Genomic DNA, 16262 nt, shown 5'->3' with positions numbered 1-16262 from the left:
CGCTGGAAAATGCACCAAAATCCCCTTGCATAGGGATGCTACGTAAAATCGGCCTGTGTCCACCACCGATGGCCTCACCGCCGACGTACTGACCGTGATCGCGCGGCTCAACCGCTGGGTGTCCAGCCAGGCTGAGCTGCCTGTACCTACCGGGCAGGCGCGACTACTGGCACTCGTCGGGGAGATGGAGGACGCGCGGATCTCGGACCTGGCGCAGGCTGACCACTGCAGCCAGCCCACTATGACCGTGCAATTAAAGCGGCTCCAGGATGTCGGGTATGTCGAGCGGCGGGTCGATCCCGCCGACAAGCGAGCGCAGCGCATCAAGCTGACCATGGTGGGACGTGAGGCCCTTGTTGCCATGCGTGCCGAGCGGCAGAGCGTTCTAGATCCGTGGCTGAGTACGTTGCCGCCCGAGGAGCAGCGCACTCTTGCCGAGGCCGCCGAGATCCTCGAAGGCCTCACCCGCCGGATGGCATCGCTGGTCGATCGGTCACCAGACCCCGACGGCGTGTTCCAACAGGGCAAGGGATAGCGCGCCCAATAGCGCGACGACGAACGAGGCGCCGACCGTGTAGGGCACTGCGTGGTGTGATCGTAGCCGTTCCGCCAACAGCCCGGCTCCGGCTCCGAAGCCGCCGATGACGGCGAAACCGCCCAGCACCAAGTAGAAAACGGCGCCGAACATCGCTGCCCAGATATTGGCTGGACCGCTGACGTAACCCGTCATCGGCACCGGAAACCGGTATGCGACCACAGTCAGCGCCGCCGCAGCAGGACTGAATCCGATCGCGCAGGCGGCGCCCAGTACCGCACAGCGCATGTCCCGTTGCATCATTCGGTCTCGAACAAGTGCCGCAGATAGACGCGTGGATCGGCAAGAAAGCGTCGCCAGTGCCCCACCATCGCCAGATCCTCCCAGTCTCGTTGCTGTACACCGTCTTCCCCGAACTCCAGAATGGTGGCGCCGGGGAAGGCCGCCAGTACAGGTGAGTGGGTAGCCATGATGACCTGAGATCCGGCGGAGATCTCGCCGTCGAGCATCGCCATCAACTGCAGGGATGAGGTGAAGGACAGCGCCGCCTCGGGCTCGTCGAGGATGAACAGCCCGCGTTCCATGTCCCGTTCGGCAAGGTACGCCAGGAAGGACTCCCCATGGGAGCGCTCGTTGAGTCTGCCGTCGAATATCTGTTCCGGGGTGCGTTGGTCTACCGCCGTGAACAGCTGGTGCATCGCCTCGGCCCGCAGGAAGCAACCCCCGCCGGGGCGCGGGTGCTCGGCGTCGAAGGAGACGGCCCGGTGCAGGTCGGTGTCCTCGGTTCCGCCGGGAGCGCCCCAATGAGTGACGGCGTAGGGCAGTCGCGACCGCCACGAGGAGGCCACCGCCTCCAGGAAGGTGGACTTGCCCGACCCGTTCTCTCCGACGATCACGGTGACGCCGGTGGTCAGCTGTAGGGGCTTCGCCGCGATCTGCGCAATCGACGGAATGTCCAAATACCAAGCATCGGGCTGCTTTTCACGATTGATCGCGATCTGGCGCAGGATCACTCCTCGATGGTATCGGGACTCAGCCTTCTCAAGGCAAGGGATGTAATCTCTAGATCGTTCTGAAAAACAGAACACTCCTATCGTGAGGAACCGTTGGACCTGGGGTTTCTCACGAATCTACGGTTGAGACATGACCTTGAAAACTCGGTTGACCCACCACTTCGGCATCGAGCATCCGGTGGTCCTGGCGCCGATGGATGGTGTCGCCGATGCGCGCCTCGCGAGCGCCGTCGGCGCGGCGGGTGGGTTGGGCCTACTCGGCGGCGGCTACGCGAACGAGACGTGGATTCGCCAACAGTTCGAACGGGCGCGCGGTGCCGTGGGATGCGGGTTCATCACCTGGACCCTGAACGGCAACGAACATGTCCTTGATTTCGTGTTGGCACAGAATCCCGCGGCGATCTTCCTGTCGTTCGGCGACCCCGCGCCCTATGCGCCGCGGATCCGGGCCGCCGGGGTGCCTCTGATCTGCCAGGTCCACAACATCGAGCAGGCTTCCCGGGCCATCGCGGTGGGTGCCGACGTCATCGCGGCTCAAGGGGGAGAAGCGGGCGGACACGGGGCCGGACAACGATCAACATTCACCCTGGTGCCCGAGATTGTGGACGTCGTCGCAAAAAATGCGCCTCAGGTGCTGGTTTTGGCCGCAGGCGGGGTGGCCGATGGTCGCGGCCTGGCTGCCGCGCTGGCCCTGGGTGCCGACGGTGCATTGGTCGGGACGCGCTTTCTGGCCGCGCAGGAAGCGGCGATCTCTGCGGCCGCCCAGCGATATGCCCTTCAGGCCGGTGGCGATGACACCATCCGCCAACATGTCTACGACATTGTGCGCGGCAAGAGTTGGCCGCCTGCGTACAGCGGCAGGGTGTTGCGCAATGACTTCGTCAACACGTGGCATGACCACGAGGCCGAGCTCATCAGACATCTTGACCGGGCCCGTATCGATTACCAGAAAGGTTTGGCCGGTGAGGATTACACCGTCGCGAATCTGATTGTCGGCGAGGGCATTGGTCAGATACGGAGTGTCGAGAGTGCCGCCGACATCATCCATTCCATGGTGGCCCAGGCCGCCGCTATCAACCCGACACACCAAGGAGTCAACCCATGCCATTAGTGCGTATCGACGTGACCTCGGATCGGACGCGAGAACAGCAGCGCGCCATCGCCGACGCGGTGCACGAGGCCCTAGTAGAGGTCTTGAAAATCCCTGTGCGAGACCGATTCCAGATCATTACCGCGCACGCCTCGACGGATATCATCGCCGAGGATGCGGGACTGGGATTTCGCCGATCGGCCCAGCTGGTGATCGTGCATATCTTCACCCAAGCGGGCCGGACGACGGAGACCAAACAGAAGGTCTTCGCCTCACTGGCCGCCAAGCTGGCCGCCGTGGGCGTGGCAGGCGCGGATCTATTCGCGGCGATCAGCGAAAACGGACCCCAGGATTGGTCTTTCGGCTTCGGCCAGGCGCAATACGTCACCGGCGAACTGGCGGTTCCGGCCGTTGCGAACGCGTGATTGACTCCGGGTATGGAGCTCAGTGACATCACGCATTTCCTCGCGGTCGCCGAGGCCGGTGGTATCTCCCATGCGTCGAAGCAGCTCCACACCGTGCAGTCGAACGTCAGCACCCACATCAAGGCGCTGGAAGACGAACTCGGTGTCGAGCTGTTTCGTCGGCACGCGCGTGGAGTGACCCTGACCAACGCTGGGGAAGCCTTTCTGCCGTATGCCGAACGAATCACGGCACTGCTGAGGGAAGCCGCTCAGGTAGTCGGCGATGAGGCCGAACCCACCGGGACGCTGGCGATCGGAGCCATGGAGACCACGGCGGGCCTGCGCCTGCCCGGCATCCTGGCCGCGTATGCCGCTGACTGCCCGCGAGTCGACTTCACGCTTACCACGGGCACCACGGCCGAGTTGACCGCCATGGTGAACGACCATCGACTGGATGGCGGATTTGTCTGCGGACCCATCGAGAATAGTTCTCTTGTAACGGATTTAGCCTTTGTGGAAGAGCTGGTGCTGGTCACCGCCCAACGTCATGCCGACAGCCGGGAAGTCTTCGACACGTCGACGCGAATACTCGTCTTCCGCAACGGCTGCGCCTACCGCGACCGGCTGCACGAGATTTTCGCCGACCACGATGTCGCGGACCCGCAGGTTCTTGAGTTCGGCAGTCTGGAAGGAATTCTCGGATGCGTCGCGGCCGATATGGGTGTGACACTGCTTCCCGTCGGGGTCGTTTCCGCTTCGCAGCGGGCCTCGCTGTTGCGGATGCACCAGTTGACGCCGACACGGGCCCGAGTCGAGACGCTGTTCATCCGACGTGCGGACTCGGCCGTCTCACCCGCGATGTCGCAGTTCCTGCGCCACCTGCAGCGCGCCGATAACCCCACGATGTTGCGATCGGTGGCGCGGTGATCATTCGTAACGTCCGTACCCGGTGATCCCCGAGTCTTCGGCGGCCACATAGGTCGACAACCCGACTCCCCTGCCCTCGCCGCCACCGACCGTGGTGAGGGTGCCGTTGTCGTTGATCAGGACGATGTTGACATGCTGGCCCTTCGGGCTCGGTTCGTCATACAGCACCATGTCGCCGGGCTTTGGGCTGTAGTCGGGGGTCTCGTAACGCCTCTCGTTCTTGAGGTATGCGGTCAATGTCAGCACCCCGGGGATGCGCCAGTTCCCGGAGTTTGGGTTGGAGAACGGCTTGCCGGACTCGCGCATCACCCAACTGGTGAAGTCGGCGCACCATGGCTCGTCGTTGCCGTCGGAGTACTTGGCCATCCCGGCCTGCGTCTCGTACTCGTGCCCGAGAATCCGCACCACGGCGGCACGCCCGGGGGATAGCGCGGAGGTGTCGACCACGGGAAATTCCGGGCTAGCGGTGCGGGAACGGTAGAAACCGAGGGCGCCGCCCGCCGCCACCACCAAGGTCGCGACGAGTGCAATCAGTATCAAGGCCCGGCGGGTCGAGAGACGCATGCGATCCAGGTTACGGAAATCCGCCGGTCCGCTGCCTCTAGGCAGGGTTAATCTTCGGAGTCCCATAGGCGCCGGTAGTAGGCCATGCGCTCAGAGTCCTCCGCGACGCCGTACGCCTCGAAGAAAGTGGCGTCCCAGCCCGCACCGTAGTTCCATTCCAATGACCAGCTGGCCACCGCAAGGTCCGCCCAGCGATCGGCAACTCCCATATCGCCGAAATCGACATGGCCACAACAGTTCCCGGCGTCATCCACGAGAGTGTTGGGCGCACACGCGTCACCGTGACACACCACCAGGCGATCGATCGGCGGGTGGTGCGTCAGCCCCTCGGGATTGACGAGACGGGCCACTCGATCGGCCACCGCCCAGCTGTAGGGGCAGTCGTCCGCGGGCAGCCGGTCATGCAGCGCGCGCAGCCCGGAACCGATGGCGCGCACTGCGGGCCCGGGGTCGTTGATCCAGCGGGGCACCACCGCGCTGTTGCCGTCGACACCGGCGGTGTGCAGCCAATGCAGCGGACCGCCGGTGTCGACACCCAGGACCACGGGAACCGTGGTGTAGTGGCCTGCCCAGGCGAGCTTTTCGGCCTCGACACGCAGGTCAATCGCCGGATGAGGCTCCGACACCTTGATGAATTCACGGCCTGGCCCGTCGCCGATCTGAAACGTGTGGCCGCCAATTTCGTTGTCCCACACCGGGAGTATCGGCCGTCCCGCTGCGATATGGGACACGATCTCGGGAATGGTCACCGGCTCGATCGGAATCGTCACCGTTCCAGTCTGCCCGTCATCGGGCGACGGGTAGCGTGCCGGGCGTGAACCTCAATGACTTCCAGACGCTCTACGACTTGTCGGGACGTACCGCGATTGTTACCGGTGGGACCCGCGGAATCGGGTACGCAATAGCCGAGGCTCTCGGTGCCTGCGGGGCATCGGTGGTGGTGTCCAGCCGCAAGGCCGATGCCTGTACCACCGCGGCGAAGGGGCTACAGGACAAGGGGTATCGGGCCCTCGGCGTGCCCGCCCACATGGGCGACCTGAGTGATATCGACGGTTTGGTCGCGAGCACGGTCGACGAGTACGGCGGCATCGACATCGTGGTCAACGCGGCCGCCAACCCGGTCGCGCAGCCCATGGGCAGCTACACGCCTGAGGCGCTGGGCAAGTCGTTCGACGTCAATGTGCGCGGGCCGATATTCCTGGTGCAGGCGGCGTTGCCGCATCTCACTGCCAGTGAGCATGCCTCGGTGCTCAACGTGGTGTCGGTGGCCGCTTTTCAGTACGTGCCGATGTTGTCGATGTACGCGGCCATGAAGGCCACGCTCATGTCCTTCACCCGGTCGATGGCCGCCGAGTACACCGGGCGAGGCATCCGGGTGAACGCGCTGGCGCCCGGCACTGTCGATACCTACATGCTGCAGCAGAACCCGCAGGAGGTCATCGACGCCATGGCCGCGCAGTCCTTCATGGGGCGCCTGGCGTCCACCGACGAGATGATCGGACCGGCGCTACTGCTGTTGTCGGACGCGGGCTCGTTCATCACGGGTCAGGTGATCGTGGCCGACGGTGGCGGTCTCGTGCAGCGTTAGACGGGTATCGAGTGCACCGGGTGGACCACCAGCGCTAGGCTCGTCACGTGGAGCCTGTTTATGGAACGGTGATCGGGCTTGCCCGTACCGTCTGGGCCATTCAAGGCCTGAAATTCACCGTTACGGGTGTCGAGAACCTGCCGACTGAAGGCGGGGCGGTTGTGGCGATCAACCACACCGGATACATGGATTTCACCTTCGCCGGGCTGCCGGCGTTCCTTCAGAAAAAGGGGCGCAAGGTGCGGTTCATGGCCAAGAAGGAAACCTTCGACAACAAGATCACCGGCCCCATCATGCGGGGCTGCCGGCATATCTCGGTCGACCGCGTGGACGGTGCCGCGTCCTACGCCGAGGCGGTCGACAAGCTCAAGGCCGGTGAACTGGTGGGGGTGTACCCGGAGGCCACCATCAGCCGCAGCTTTGAGATCAAGGAATTCAAATCAGGGGCGGCACGCATGGCCATCGAGGCCGGTGTGCCGATCGTTCCGCACGTCGTCTGGGGTGCGCAGCGCATTTGGACCAAGGGGCATCCCAAGAATCTCGGTCGCACCAATACGCCGATCTCTATCGCTGTGGGCGCACCTATCGAGCCGACGCTGCCGGTTTCGGAGCTCACCGCTCTTCTGCACGCTCGCATGCAGCACCTGCTGCTGGAGGTGCAGGACGACTACGGCCAGCATCCGGCAGGAGAGTACTGGGTGCCGCATCGGCTGGGTGGGTCCGCGCCGACCTTGGCCGAGGCCGCGCAGTGGGATGCCCAGGACGCTGCCGAGCGCAAGGCACAACGCGCCGCTCGCGAGGCAGAAAAGCAGGCCCAGAAAGACAGCTAGATGGAACCGGTTTACCGACTCCTCGAAATCACGGCCAATACGGCGGTCTTCCTCACGGGGACCGTGATCAGATATCGAGGTCTGGAGCAGGTCCCGTCCGGCGGTGGTGCGGTGATCGCGATCAACCACACCAGTTACGTCGACTTTCTTCCGGCGGGTTTGGCGACGGTCCGCGCCGGTCGGCGGCTGCGGTTCATGCTCAAGGCAGAGATGCAGGAGGTGCCCATCATGAACTTCCTGATCAAACATGCCAAGGCGATTCCCGTCGACCGCAGCGCGGGCCACGGCGCCTACGAGGCGGCGGTGGACAGCCTGCGTAGCGGCGAGATCGTCGGGGTGTACCCGGAGGCCACCATCAGCCGTAGCTTCGAGCTCAAGGAGTTCAAGAGCGGCGCCGCCCGGATGGCTCATGAGGCCGGCGTACCGATCGTTCCGCTCATCGTCTGGGGGGCTCAGCGCATCTGGACCAAGGATCATCCAAAAGACCTGGGGCACAGTAAAATCCCTGTCAATGTCACCGTCGGTCCGCCGCTGGCGGCATCCCCGGATATCGATCGCACGACGGCCGAGTTGCATGACGCCATGGAGCAGCTGCTGACCCAGGCGCAGCGGGACTACCCGACGGAACCGGGCGCGTACTGGCTGCCCAGGCGCCTGGGCGGTAGCGCCCCCACCCTGGAGGAAGCCGCCGCGCTCGAGGAGGCGGAATTGGCAGAACGCGCCCGGAAGAGGGCCCAGAAGAAGACGGGGCCGGGCCGCCCGTGACTCCTCCCACCCTTATCGCGTCCGACGTGGACGGGACGCTGATCGATTCCGACGAGCTGCTGTCTGCGCGCACTCGCGCGGTCATCACCGCCGCGGTCGAATCGGGTGCCACGTTCATCCTCGCCACCGGGCGTCCGCCCCGTTGGATCACCCCGATCGTCGAGGCTCTCGGCTTCGCGCCGATCTCGGTGTGCGCCAATGGATCCGTTCTGTACGACGCGGACAGTGACCGGATCATCTCGGCGGCCACGCTGGGCCCGGCGGAGCTTGCCGTGCTGGCGGAGGTTGCGCAAGCCGCCATCCCCGGGGTGGGCCTCGCGGTGGAGCGGGTCGGTCGCAGTGCACACGATGCCGCGACACCGCAATTCGTCAGTTCTCCCGGATACGAGCATGCCTGGCTGAACCCCGACAACACCGAGGTGTCTCTGGAGGACCTGCTGAGCTTTCCAGCGGTGAAGCTGCTGGTGCGCAAGGCCGGAGCGCGTAGCTCGGAGATGGCTGAGATCCTCGCGCCGCTGGTGACCGAGGCGGGAGCGGCCATCACCTACTCCACCGATAACGGGCTCATCGAGGTGATGCCCACCGGAATCAGCAAGGCCAGCGGAATCGCCGTGGTAGCGGATCAGGCTGGGGTGCAGCCGGAATCGGTCATCGCCTTTGGCGATATGCCCAATGACGTGGCCATGCTCCGCTGGGCCGGGCACGGGGTGGCGATGGGTAACGCGCACCCGGAGGCGCGCGCAGCCGCCGACGAGATCACGGCCACCAACGACGATGATGGGGTGGCCAAGGTTCTCGAACGTTGGTGGGGCTGAGGCGGTTACGTTCGTGCTGGCGCTTCCGATGACGCGTTAGGCGGCGGGTGCGAACTGTTCGACCGGTGGCGGCGGGGGAGGCGGCGCCGGTGCGGGTGGTGGCGGTGCGGCGGGCGCGGCAGGGGCTGAGAACTGTTCGGGCAAGGCGTTCTGTGCCACCGGTGCCACCCCGAGTACCTCGCGGGTCTCCCCGTTGATCACACTCGACACCCGTCCGCTGGCCCGGTCGTAGATTAGGGATCCGTTCTGGAAGTTCTGCACGATGATGTTCGGCTCGCCCAGCTCGTCGCTCACAGGAAGCCCCAACGGCCCACGCTCGAAATTTGTTTCGGCCCAGGCGTGGTAGATCGCCCCGACGACAGGGTAGGTGCCGGTGCCGGGCGAGAAGTACATCGCCCCGTTGCGGAAGGTGGCGAAGCGGGCGTCGCCGGCGGCCTGTTGTTCCGTGGATGTGGGTGCGCCCAGCGTGCTGTCGGTACTGCCCAGCCGCATCCAGGTGTCGTAGATGGCGCCGCCGCGCATCGCGTCGACGAGATCCGGCGGGTCTCCGTTGGCGGCGCCGGCCGCGATATCGCGCAGCCGGGGGATCAATCGGTAGGCGGCTTCACCTGGGCATTCGGTGTTTCCGACGTCACGGTGCGTGAAAATCGTTGGCAGCGTGACGACTTTTCCTCCGGGCACGGTGGTGAAGGGGCCGCCCTCCGAGGTCAGGTCCACTTGTCCGCGCGGATCCACGCCGGCGAGCCGCAGGCGCCAACCCAGCATGCGGCCTGCGGATTGCAGCATTGCGGGGGAGGGCTCGTCGCGAGTGAAGTCACCGATCAGCGCGAGGCCCCAGCTGTGCTCGTTGAATCCGCCGGTGTGTGCGCCCTGCACGTTGTTGGTGATACCGCCGAAGCGGCCCTCGAAGATCTGCCCGTACTTATCCACCAGCACGTTGTAGGCGATGTCGCACCACTTGAGAGTTTTGGTGTGATACGCGTAGATCGCCCGGATGATGGCGGCGGAATCGTAGGGCGAGTAGTTGTTGCTTCCGGCGGTGTGGTGGACCACTCCCGCGCGCACGTCTCTGTTGTAAACCGGTGGGCAGCGGTCTGATTCGTTGGCGCCCCATTGGGCGCGCGTGATGATCCGCGGGCCCGCTTGGGGCAGCGCTATCGGTGCCGACCAGCGCTCTTCGAACCGTGCTCCATCGGGGGGCGCCAGCTTGGGGCTGATCAGGATGGCATCGAGTCCGGTGGTCAAGGGCTGCTCGATGCTCGCGGGCCGGTAACCCAAACCGGGGGCGGCCGATGTCCGGCCACCGTCGGCGGCCGGCGGCTTCACGTTGGCGCCGTACCTGGGTTGCACCGCAATCTGGGCGGAATGAGTGGTGCCGACAAATACCGGTTCGGTCGCCGCGGGGATTCCCTTGTCTGGGGCCACCGGATCGCCCGACTCAACGGGGTGGAGTTCGTACCACTGCCCCCAGCCGCCGTCGGCTTGTTGTGCCCGCACAGAAACGTTCACGGAGGCCAGGTCCTCACCACGGACGGCGATAAGGCTGAAGGAGTCGGCCTGCTGAATGTCGTGCACGGTGGCCGGTGTGTTCTGGCCGGGTAGTCCGACCTCGGCGGTCAGCACGTCGTGCGTCGCGGCATTCTGCAAGGACTGCGTGGTGATGGCGGTCTCTTCGGCCTGCTCGGTCTTGAGGTGATCGACCACGCTGACGGTCATGACCGTCGCGGTCGCGGCAAGAGCCAGCGCAAGCTGCCGTCTCATGGGCATCTTGCTGACTCGTACTGGCACGTCGTCTCTCCTGGATCACACCGGACGCGCCGCAAGGAGCGACACGACCACCAGGGATGTTACGTATGGGACAAATGTGACTAGTGATTCGACACGCGTCAAATGTCGATCTTGATATTTGGCGGGTTGGTCACACGCAACGACACCGCAGAGCCTCTATGCCCTGCGGTGCCGTTTCGCTATCTAGCTTGTGTGTCGGGCCTAGCCGGCCGGCGCCGGAGCCGCCGCGGAGGCGGCCGCCGGGATGGCGCCCTTGATGAGGTCAACCGCCTGGGTGATGCCCAGCTGGTTGACGGCCCCCATCGCGTCGCTGATCAGGCTGCTGCCGCCACCGAGTCCGCTGCCGCCGCCGAGTCCGCTGGGCGTACCGAGGCCCGCCAGCGAGGGGTCGGCAAGTGCCGGGTTGGTCAGGCCGGTGCCCAGTGCGGGGTTTGGCGTGATCGGGACTTCGCCAGCGGGGGAAGTCAGACCCGCGGTGCCTGCGGCCGGATCGGTCAGCGCCGGGTTCACGCCCGTCGCGGGAGTGAGTCCCGCGGTGCTCGCCGGGGCGGCCGGGTTGGTCAGGCCGGGGTTGGTCAGCGCCGGATCGGTAAGGCTCGGCGTGGTGGCTCCTCCCGGGCTGGTGAGGCCGGGGTTGGTCAGAGCGGGGTTCGTCAGCGACGTGGACGGGCTGGTCAGACCGCCCGGCGTGGTGAGACCGCCGGGGGCGAGCGCCGGGTTGGCGCCGCCGAGGCTACCGAGCCCGCCACCACCCAGGCCGGGGATGTTGAGACCGGAAAGCCCGGGGATCTGCACGCCGAACTGTGACGTCATCTGTTGAACTGCGCCCATGAGCTCGCCGGGGAGGTCCGACACGATCGCGGCCTGCACGAATTCCTGCTGTGAAGGTGCGGGCGCGGCGGCCTGGGTCATGTTGGTCGCGAGGGCGATGGCAAACGGACTTGCAACGGCCAGCGCGGCGACCGAGCTCAAGGCTGTCGAAAGCCGGCGGCGGCGACGATTAGGCACGGAAGTCTCCTCAATATCGGGTCGATCACTTATGGTGTACTGCGGTTTTGCGTGTTCTTTCACGGGATTTCCCGTTGGGTGTCGGATCGGCGGATCGGCACCGGAACCGACGCTTTCGATGGTAACCAGAGTTACTGGTGTGACTAGAGGGACGAAATCAAATCGTGAGCCAATCGCGACCGGATCCGTACCTGCGAACCCTGACGGGCACGTTCCACGCGGGGCGGATGTCGCTGTCCGGGGCTCGTGGTGCCGGTCCAGTACCCTGACTGCACGTGACCGGAGAAAACCAACAGTTCGACCTGATCGTCGTCGGATCCGGGTTTTTCGGCCTCACCATCGCCGAGCGCGCGGCCACGCAACTGAACAAGAAGGTGCTCGTCGTCGAGAGGCGTCACCACATCGGTGGTAACGCCTACTCCGAGCCCGAGCCGCAGACCGGTATAGAGGTGCACAAGTACGGCGCCCACCTGTTCCACACCTCTAATAAGAGAGTCTGGGACTACGTACGGCAGTTCACCGAGTTCACCGGCTACCAGCACCGCGTTTTCGCGATGCACAACGGGCAGTCCTATCAGTTCCCGTTGGGCCTGGGGCTGGTCTCACAGTTCTTCGGCCGCTACTTCACCCCGGACGAGGCCCGCGCGCTCATCGCCGAGCAGGCCGCCGAGATCACCACCGAGGACGCCACCAACCTTGAGGAAAAGGCGATATCGCTGATCGGTCGCCCGCTGTATGAGGCGTTCGTCAAGGCGTACACCGCCAAGCAGTGGCAGACCGACCCCAAGCTGCTGCCCGCCGGGAACATCACCCGGCTGCCGGTGCGCTACACCTTTGACAACCGGTACTTCAACGACACCTACGAAGGACTGCCGGTCGACGGGTACACCGCATGGCTGCAGAACATGGCCGCCGACGATCGGATCGAGGTGCGCCTGGATACCGACTGGTTCGAAGTCCAGAAAGACCTGCGCACGCAGTCGCCTCATGCTCCGGTTGTGTACACCGGGCCGTTGGATCGCTACTTCGACTACGCGGAGGGCCAGTTGGGTTGGCGCACTCTGGACTTCGAGGTCGAGGTGCTCGATACCGGCGATTTCCAGGGCACCCCGGTGATGAACTACAACGACGCCGACGTCCCCTACACGCGGATCCACGAGTTCCGTCACTTCCATCCGGAACGGGCCTATCCGACGGATAAGACCGTGATCATGCGGGAATTCTCGCGGTTCGCCGAGGGAAATGACGAGCCGTACTACCCGATCAACACAGAATCCGATCGGGCCATCCTGGCCGCCTACCGTGCCCGCGCCAAGCAGGAAACAGCTTCGGCCAAGGTGCTGTTCGGTGGCCGGCTGGGTACCTATCAGTATCTCGATATGCACATGGCGATCGCCAGTGCGCTGAGCATGTACGACAACGTGCTCGCGCCGCACCTGGCCGACGGTGCACCCTTGTCCGGAGGTGACGACAATGAGTGATATTCCATTCGGCCCCATCGATTCGGCGGAATCGCATGCGGTGAGCCTGCTGTCCCGGGTGATCCTGCCCCGGCCGGGTGAACCGCTCGACGTGCGCAAGCTCTACATCGTCGAGTCCGACACCAACGCCAAGCGTGCGCACGCGCCCACCCGCACCACCCTGGAGATCGGCGCGGAGTCCGAGGTGTCATTCGCGACCTACTTCAACGCCTTCCCGGCGAGCTACTGGCGTCGCTGGTCGACGCTGGAAAACGTGGTGCTGCACATTGAACTGAGTGGGGCCGGTCGCATCGATGTGTACCGGACTAAGGCCACCGGAGCTCGAATCACGGTGGGCGGCACCCAGTTCAGTGGCCAGAATGCGGTGATCGAGTTCGAGATCGGCCTGGACGCATTCGAGGATGGCGGCTGGATCTGGTTCGACATCACCTCCGATACCGAGGTCGCGCTGCACAACGCGGGCTGGTACGCGCCGAGCGCCGCACCAGGCCGCGCCAGCATCACCGTGGGCATCCCCACCTTCAACCGTCCCGGAGATTGCGTGAACGCCCTCAAGGCGCTTACCTCGGACCCGCAGGTGGACAAGGTGATTACCGCGGTCATCGTTCCGGACCAGGGCACCAAGAAGGCCAAGGACCATCCGGAATGGGCCGCTGCCGCGGGACCGCTGGGGGACCGGCTCCGGGTGTTCGATCAGCCGAACCTGGGCGGTTCGGGTGGCTACAGCCGGGTCATGTACGAGGCGCTCAAGAACACCGACTGCGAGCAGATTCTCTACATGGACGACGACATCCGGATCGAGCCGGATTCGATCCTGCGGGCCCTGGCGTTGAGCCGGTTTGCCAAGGCCCCCATGCTCGTCGGTGGCCAGATGCTCAACTTGCAGGAGCCCTCGCACCTGCATGTGATGGGCGAGATGGTCAACCGTGACAACTTCATGTGGACCAATGCGCCGTTCGCCGAGTACGACCACGACTTCGCCAAGTTCGCGCTGGGCGACATCGAAGAGGAGCGCAGTAAGCTGCTGCACCGCCGCATCGATGTCGACTTCAACGGCTGGTGGATGTGCATGATCCCGCGCGCTGTCGCCGAGGAACTGGGGCAGCCGCTGCCGCTGTTCATCAAATGGGATGACGTCGAGTACGGGATCCGCGCCAACGAGCACGGTTACGGCACCGCGTCGATGCCGGGCACCGCGATCTGGCACATGGCCTGGAGCGACAAGGACGACGCCATCGACTGGCAGGCCTACTTCCACCTGCGTAACCGGCTGGTGGTGGCAGCACTGCACTGGGACAACCCGATCCGCGGTCTGCTCGCCAGCTCGCTGAAGGCCACCTTCAAACACCTGCTGTGCCTCGAGTACTCGACCGTGGCCATCCAGAACCGGGCCATTGACGACTTCCTGGCGGGGCCAGAGCACATCGCATCGATTCTGGAGTCGGCGCTGCCCGATGTGCGCAAGATGCGCCAGGAGTTCCCGGACGCCGTGGTGCTCCCGACAGCCACCTCACTGCCGTCCCCGTCTGGACGCCGCAAGGTGCATAGGCCGCCGGTCTCGTTGCCCGCCATCGGGTTCCGACTCTCCCGCGGTGTGATTCACCAGCTCAAAAAGGAAGATCCCGCGCATCACGTGCGCCCGGAGCTGAATGTGGCGACCCAGGATGCTCGCTGGTTCCTGCTGTGCCGTGTCGATGGTGTCACCGTGACCACCGCCGACGGGCGGGGCGTGGTGTACCGGCAGCGTGACCGCGCCAAGATGTTCGAGCTGCTGCGCGCGTCGGCGCGCCGCCACCTGCAGCTGATGCGTAATTTCAACAAGATGCGCAAGACCTACCGCAACGCGCTGCCGACGCTGACCAGTAAAGAGCAGTGGGAGAACATCCTTGGCATCGAGAAGGACAACACGGCGGCTCAGTCGGTGAATCCCGGGGTGAGTGCATGACCGGTCTGCTGCCGGGCGAGGTGACCGCGCCGCAGGGTGAGACCGCGGTGCTGGTCGCCGTGCAGTCGGCTCTCGCCGGTCGGCCCGGGGTGCTCAGCACTGCTCGCGGGCTGTCCCATTTCGGTGAGCACAGCATCGGATGGGTGGCCGCGGCGCTGGTCGGAGCGGCCATCAACAAAAGTGACAAGCCCCGTCGTCGCAGCTGGTTGGCGGCGGGCGCCGGCGCCTTTGGCGCCCATGCCGCCTCGGTGATCATCAAGCGTGTGGTGCGTCGCCGTCGTCCCAGCCATGAGGCGGTGCGGGTGAATGTCAGTACCCCAAGCCGGTTGAGCTTCCCCTCTTCGCATGCCACCTCGACCGCGGCGGCGGCAGTGCTGCTCGCGCCGCTGACGGGATTGCCCCTGCCCGCGCTGCTGATTCCGCCGATGGCATTGTCGCGGTTGGTTCTTGGCGTGCATTACCCCACAGATGTGGCCGCGGGCGCCGCGATTGGCGCACTGATCGGCGCGGCCGTTCGTCGGGCGGACGCTCGCCTGGCGCTCAAGGAGGAACAGCGATGAGTGAGGCACCGACTCCTACGGCGGGCCCGCCCAAGAATCTCGTTTCGGGGATCGTCAAGGCGGTGCGCCCGCGCCAGTGGGTGAAGAACGTCCTGGTCTTCGCGGCGCCGTTGGCGGCGCTCGGCGATATCTCGCCGCACGACTACCGGGGCATTTTCATTCGGGTCGCTATTGCCTTTGTTGCGTTCAGCATGGCGGCCTCGTCCATCTATCTGATCAACGACGCCCGCGACGTGGATGCCGATCGGCAGCACCCCACCAAGCGATTCCGGCCGATCGCCGCGGGTGTGCTCCCGATCCCCGCCGCGTACGGGCTTGCGGTTGTGCTGGCTGCCGGATCGCTGGGTATCGCATCGCGCGTCAACATCAACCTGGTCATCGTGATAGCGATCTACATCGCCATCCAGCTGGCCTACTGTTTCGGCCTGAAACACCAGCCGGTCATCGATATCTGCATCGTCTCGTCGGCGTATCTCATTCGGGCGATTGCCGGTGGTGTGGCCGCCGGGGTGTATCTGTCGCAGTGGTTCCTGCTGATCATGGCCTTCGGGTCGCTCATGATGACCGCGGGTAAGCGCTATGCCGAGTTGCAGATCGTCGAGAAGACGGGTGCCAAGATCCGTAAGTCGCTCGAGGGATATACCTCCAGCTACCTGCGTTTCGTGTGGACGCTATCGGCCACCGCCATCGTGGTCTGTTACGGGCTGTGGGCCTTCGAACGCGACCACCGCGCCGGATCCTGGTTTGTGGCATCGATGATTCCGTTCACCGTCGCGATCCTGCGTTACGCGGTAGATGTCGACGGGGGCGAGGCAGGCGAGCCCGAGGAGATCGCTCTGGGGGACAGGGTGCTGCAGTTCCTGTTCGTCGCATGGATCGGATCACTCGGTGCGGCCTTCTACTTCTCCTAACACCCAACCCGGCCCGGGCACGAATGGACTGACCCGCT

Annotated in this window: 18 protein-coding genes; 12 read left to right on the top strand and 6 right to left on the bottom strand. The window is 64.9% G+C overall.

What is annotated here, in order from left to right; all coding sequences use genetic code 11:
- The first annotated feature begins 55 nt into the window (after nucleotides 1-55).
- Nucleotides 56-535 carry a MarR family winged helix-turn-helix transcriptional regulator gene (locus tag B4400_RS12455; protein WP_078311366.1) on the top strand — a complete coding sequence of 160 codons (480 nt, stop codon included), beginning with the start codon at nucleotides 56-58 and terminating at the stop codon, nucleotides 533-535.
- Here the strand turns inward: B4400_RS12455 and B4400_RS12450 are convergent.
- Nucleotides 494-838, bottom strand: coding sequence for a hypothetical protein (locus B4400_RS12450; RefSeq protein WP_139361381.1), 345 nt, complete (start codon nucleotides 836-838; stop codon nucleotides 494-496). The two genes, B4400_RS12455 and B4400_RS12450, sit on opposite strands and share 42 nt — an antisense overlap.
- A complete protein-coding gene (locus B4400_RS12445) occupies nucleotides 835-1548 on the bottom strand; it encodes an AAA family ATPase (RefSeq protein WP_078311364.1) in 714 nt (237 codons plus the stop codon). The genes B4400_RS12450 and B4400_RS12445 overlap by 4 nt, the downstream gene beginning before the upstream one ends.
- Nucleotides 1549-1678: 130 nt before the next feature.
- Here B4400_RS12445 and B4400_RS12440 point away from each other — a divergent pair, with 130 nt between their 5' ends.
- From B4400_RS12440 to B4400_RS12430, 3 genes are read left to right on the top strand one after another with little or no spacing between them, the layout of a single operon-like run.
- Complete coding sequence (locus B4400_RS12440; RefSeq protein WP_078311363.1) at nucleotides 1679-2659, top strand: NAD(P)H-dependent flavin oxidoreductase; 981 nt, start codon at nucleotides 1679-1681, stop codon at nucleotides 2657-2659.
- Complete coding sequence (locus tag B4400_RS12435) at nucleotides 2650-3063, top strand: tautomerase family protein (RefSeq protein WP_078311362.1); 414 nt, start codon at nucleotides 2650-2652, stop codon at nucleotides 3061-3063. Before B4400_RS12440 ends, B4400_RS12435 begins: the two co-directional genes overlap by 10 nt.
- Before the next feature lie 12 nt (nucleotides 3064-3075).
- Complete coding sequence (locus tag B4400_RS12430) at nucleotides 3076-3969, top strand: LysR substrate-binding domain-containing protein (protein ID WP_078311361.1); 894 nt, start codon at nucleotides 3076-3078, stop codon at nucleotides 3967-3969.
- Here B4400_RS12430 and B4400_RS12425 read toward each other — a convergent pair whose 3' ends face one another.
- Together B4400_RS12425 and B4400_RS12420 are read right to left on the bottom strand one after the other, a co-directional pair.
- Nucleotides 3970-4533: a CHAP domain-containing protein gene (locus B4400_RS12425; RefSeq protein ID WP_078311360.1), complete on the bottom strand. Its 564-nt coding sequence runs from the start codon at nucleotides 4531-4533 to the stop codon at nucleotides 3970-3972. It abuts the gene before it with no gap.
- A gap of 47 nt (nucleotides 4534-4580) precedes the next feature.
- Nucleotides 4581-5303 carry an aminoglycoside 3'-phosphotransferase gene (locus tag B4400_RS12420; RefSeq protein ID WP_078311359.1) on the bottom strand — a complete coding sequence of 241 codons (723 nt, stop codon included), beginning with the start codon at nucleotides 5301-5303 and terminating at the stop codon, nucleotides 4581-4583.
- Between the two features lie 44 nt (nucleotides 5304-5347).
- Here B4400_RS12420 and B4400_RS12415 point away from each other — a divergent pair, with 44 nt between their 5' ends.
- Genes B4400_RS12415 through B4400_RS12400 form a run of 4 tightly spaced genes read left to right on the top strand, consistent with a single transcriptional unit; the run spans nucleotide 5348 to nucleotide 8531 of the window.
- Nucleotides 5348-6121, top strand: a complete 774-nt coding sequence (locus tag B4400_RS12415) for an SDR family NAD(P)-dependent oxidoreductase (protein WP_078311448.1) — start codon at nucleotides 5348-5350, stop codon at nucleotides 6119-6121.
- A 47-nt stretch (nucleotides 6122-6168) separates the two neighbouring features.
- Nucleotides 6169-6951 carry a lysophospholipid acyltransferase family protein gene (locus tag B4400_RS12410; protein WP_078290740.1) on the top strand — a complete coding sequence of 261 codons (783 nt, stop codon included), beginning with the start codon at nucleotides 6169-6171 and terminating at the stop codon, nucleotides 6949-6951.
- Nucleotides 6952-7716: a lysophospholipid acyltransferase family protein gene (locus B4400_RS12405; protein WP_078311358.1), complete on the top strand. Its 765-nt coding sequence runs from the start codon at nucleotides 6952-6954 to the stop codon at nucleotides 7714-7716. It abuts the gene before it with no gap.
- Nucleotides 7713-8531, top strand: coding sequence for a Cof-type HAD-IIB family hydrolase (locus tag B4400_RS12400; protein ID WP_078311357.1), 819 nt, complete (start codon nucleotides 7713-7715; stop codon nucleotides 8529-8531). Before B4400_RS12405 ends, B4400_RS12400 begins: the two co-directional genes overlap by 4 nt.
- Before the next feature lie 36 nt (nucleotides 8532-8567).
- Here B4400_RS12400 and B4400_RS12395 read toward each other — a convergent pair whose 3' ends face one another.
- A complete protein-coding gene (locus B4400_RS12395; RefSeq protein ID WP_078356018.1) occupies nucleotides 8568-10319 on the bottom strand; it encodes an N-acetylmuramoyl-L-alanine amidase in 1752 nt (583 codons plus the stop codon).
- Between the two features lie 201 nt (nucleotides 10320-10520).
- Entirely contained in the window at nucleotides 10521-11327 is an 807-nt protein-coding gene (locus B4400_RS12390; RefSeq protein ID WP_078311346.1) for a hypothetical protein, read from the bottom strand.
- A gap of 275 nt (nucleotides 11328-11602) precedes the next feature.
- On the opposite strand from B4400_RS12390, the gene glf reads away from it, so the two are divergent.
- The 4 genes from glf to B4400_RS12370 are packed head-to-tail and all read left to right on the top strand — an operon-like array spanning nucleotide 11603 to nucleotide 16224.
- The gene (glf, locus tag B4400_RS12385; protein WP_078311345.1) at nucleotides 11603-12808 is read left to right on the top strand and encodes a UDP-galactopyranose mutase; all 1206 of its coding nucleotides are present in this window, start codon (nucleotides 11603-11605) and stop codon (nucleotides 12806-12808) included.
- A complete protein-coding gene (locus tag B4400_RS12380) occupies nucleotides 12801-14753 on the top strand; it encodes a glycosyltransferase (RefSeq protein ID WP_078311344.1) in 1953 nt (650 codons plus the stop codon). Before glf ends, B4400_RS12380 begins: the two co-directional genes overlap by 8 nt.
- On the top strand, nucleotides 14750-15313 hold the full coding sequence (locus tag B4400_RS12375) for a phosphatase PAP2 family protein (RefSeq protein ID WP_078311343.1): 564 nt from the start codon (nucleotides 14750-14752) through the stop codon (nucleotides 15311-15313). Before B4400_RS12380 ends, B4400_RS12375 begins: the two co-directional genes overlap by 4 nt.
- On the top strand, nucleotides 15310-16224 hold the full coding sequence (locus B4400_RS12370; RefSeq protein WP_078311342.1) for a decaprenyl-phosphate phosphoribosyltransferase: 915 nt from the start codon (nucleotides 15310-15312) through the stop codon (nucleotides 16222-16224). The genes B4400_RS12375 and B4400_RS12370 overlap by 4 nt, the downstream gene beginning before the upstream one ends.
- Nucleotides 16225-16262 lie beyond the last annotated feature (38 nt).

This window comes from Mycobacterium sp. D16Q13 (assembly GCF_002013375.1).
In the GTDB taxonomy this organism is placed as follows: Bacteria; Actinomycetota; Actinomycetes; order Mycobacteriales; family Mycobacteriaceae; genus Mycobacterium.
Note: the sequence above shows the minus strand (reverse complement) of the source record. Positions and strands in the feature narration are given on the sequence as shown.

Coding starts and splice junctions, on each gene's coding strand:
- B4400_RS12450 (WP_139361381.1), bottom strand. CDS start 838: ATGATGCAACGGGACATGCGCTGTGCGGTACTGGGCGCCGCCTGCGCG.
- B4400_RS12440 (WP_078311363.1), top strand. CDS start 1,679: ATGACCTTGAAAACTCGGTTGACCCACCACTTCGGCATCGAGCATCCG.
- B4400_RS12435 (WP_078311362.1), top strand. CDS start 2,650: ATGCCATTAGTGCGTATCGACGTGACCTCGGATCGGACGCGAGAACAG.
- B4400_RS12430 (WP_078311361.1), top strand. CDS start 3,076: ATGGAGCTCAGTGACATCACGCATTTCCTCGCGGTCGCCGAGGCCGGT.
- B4400_RS12425 (WP_078311360.1), bottom strand. CDS start 4,533: ATGCGTCTCTCGACCCGCCGGGCCTTGATACTGATTGCACTCGTCGCG.
- B4400_RS12405 (WP_078311358.1), top strand. CDS start 6,952: ATGGAACCGGTTTACCGACTCCTCGAAATCACGGCCAATACGGCGGTC.
- B4400_RS12380 (WP_078311344.1), top strand. CDS start 12,801: ATGAGTGATATTCCATTCGGCCCCATCGATTCGGCGGAATCGCATGCG.
- B4400_RS12375 (WP_078311343.1), top strand. CDS start 14,750: ATGACCGGTCTGCTGCCGGGCGAGGTGACCGCGCCGCAGGGTGAGACC.
- B4400_RS12370 (WP_078311342.1), top strand. CDS start 15,310: ATGAGTGAGGCACCGACTCCTACGGCGGGCCCGCCCAAGAATCTCGTT.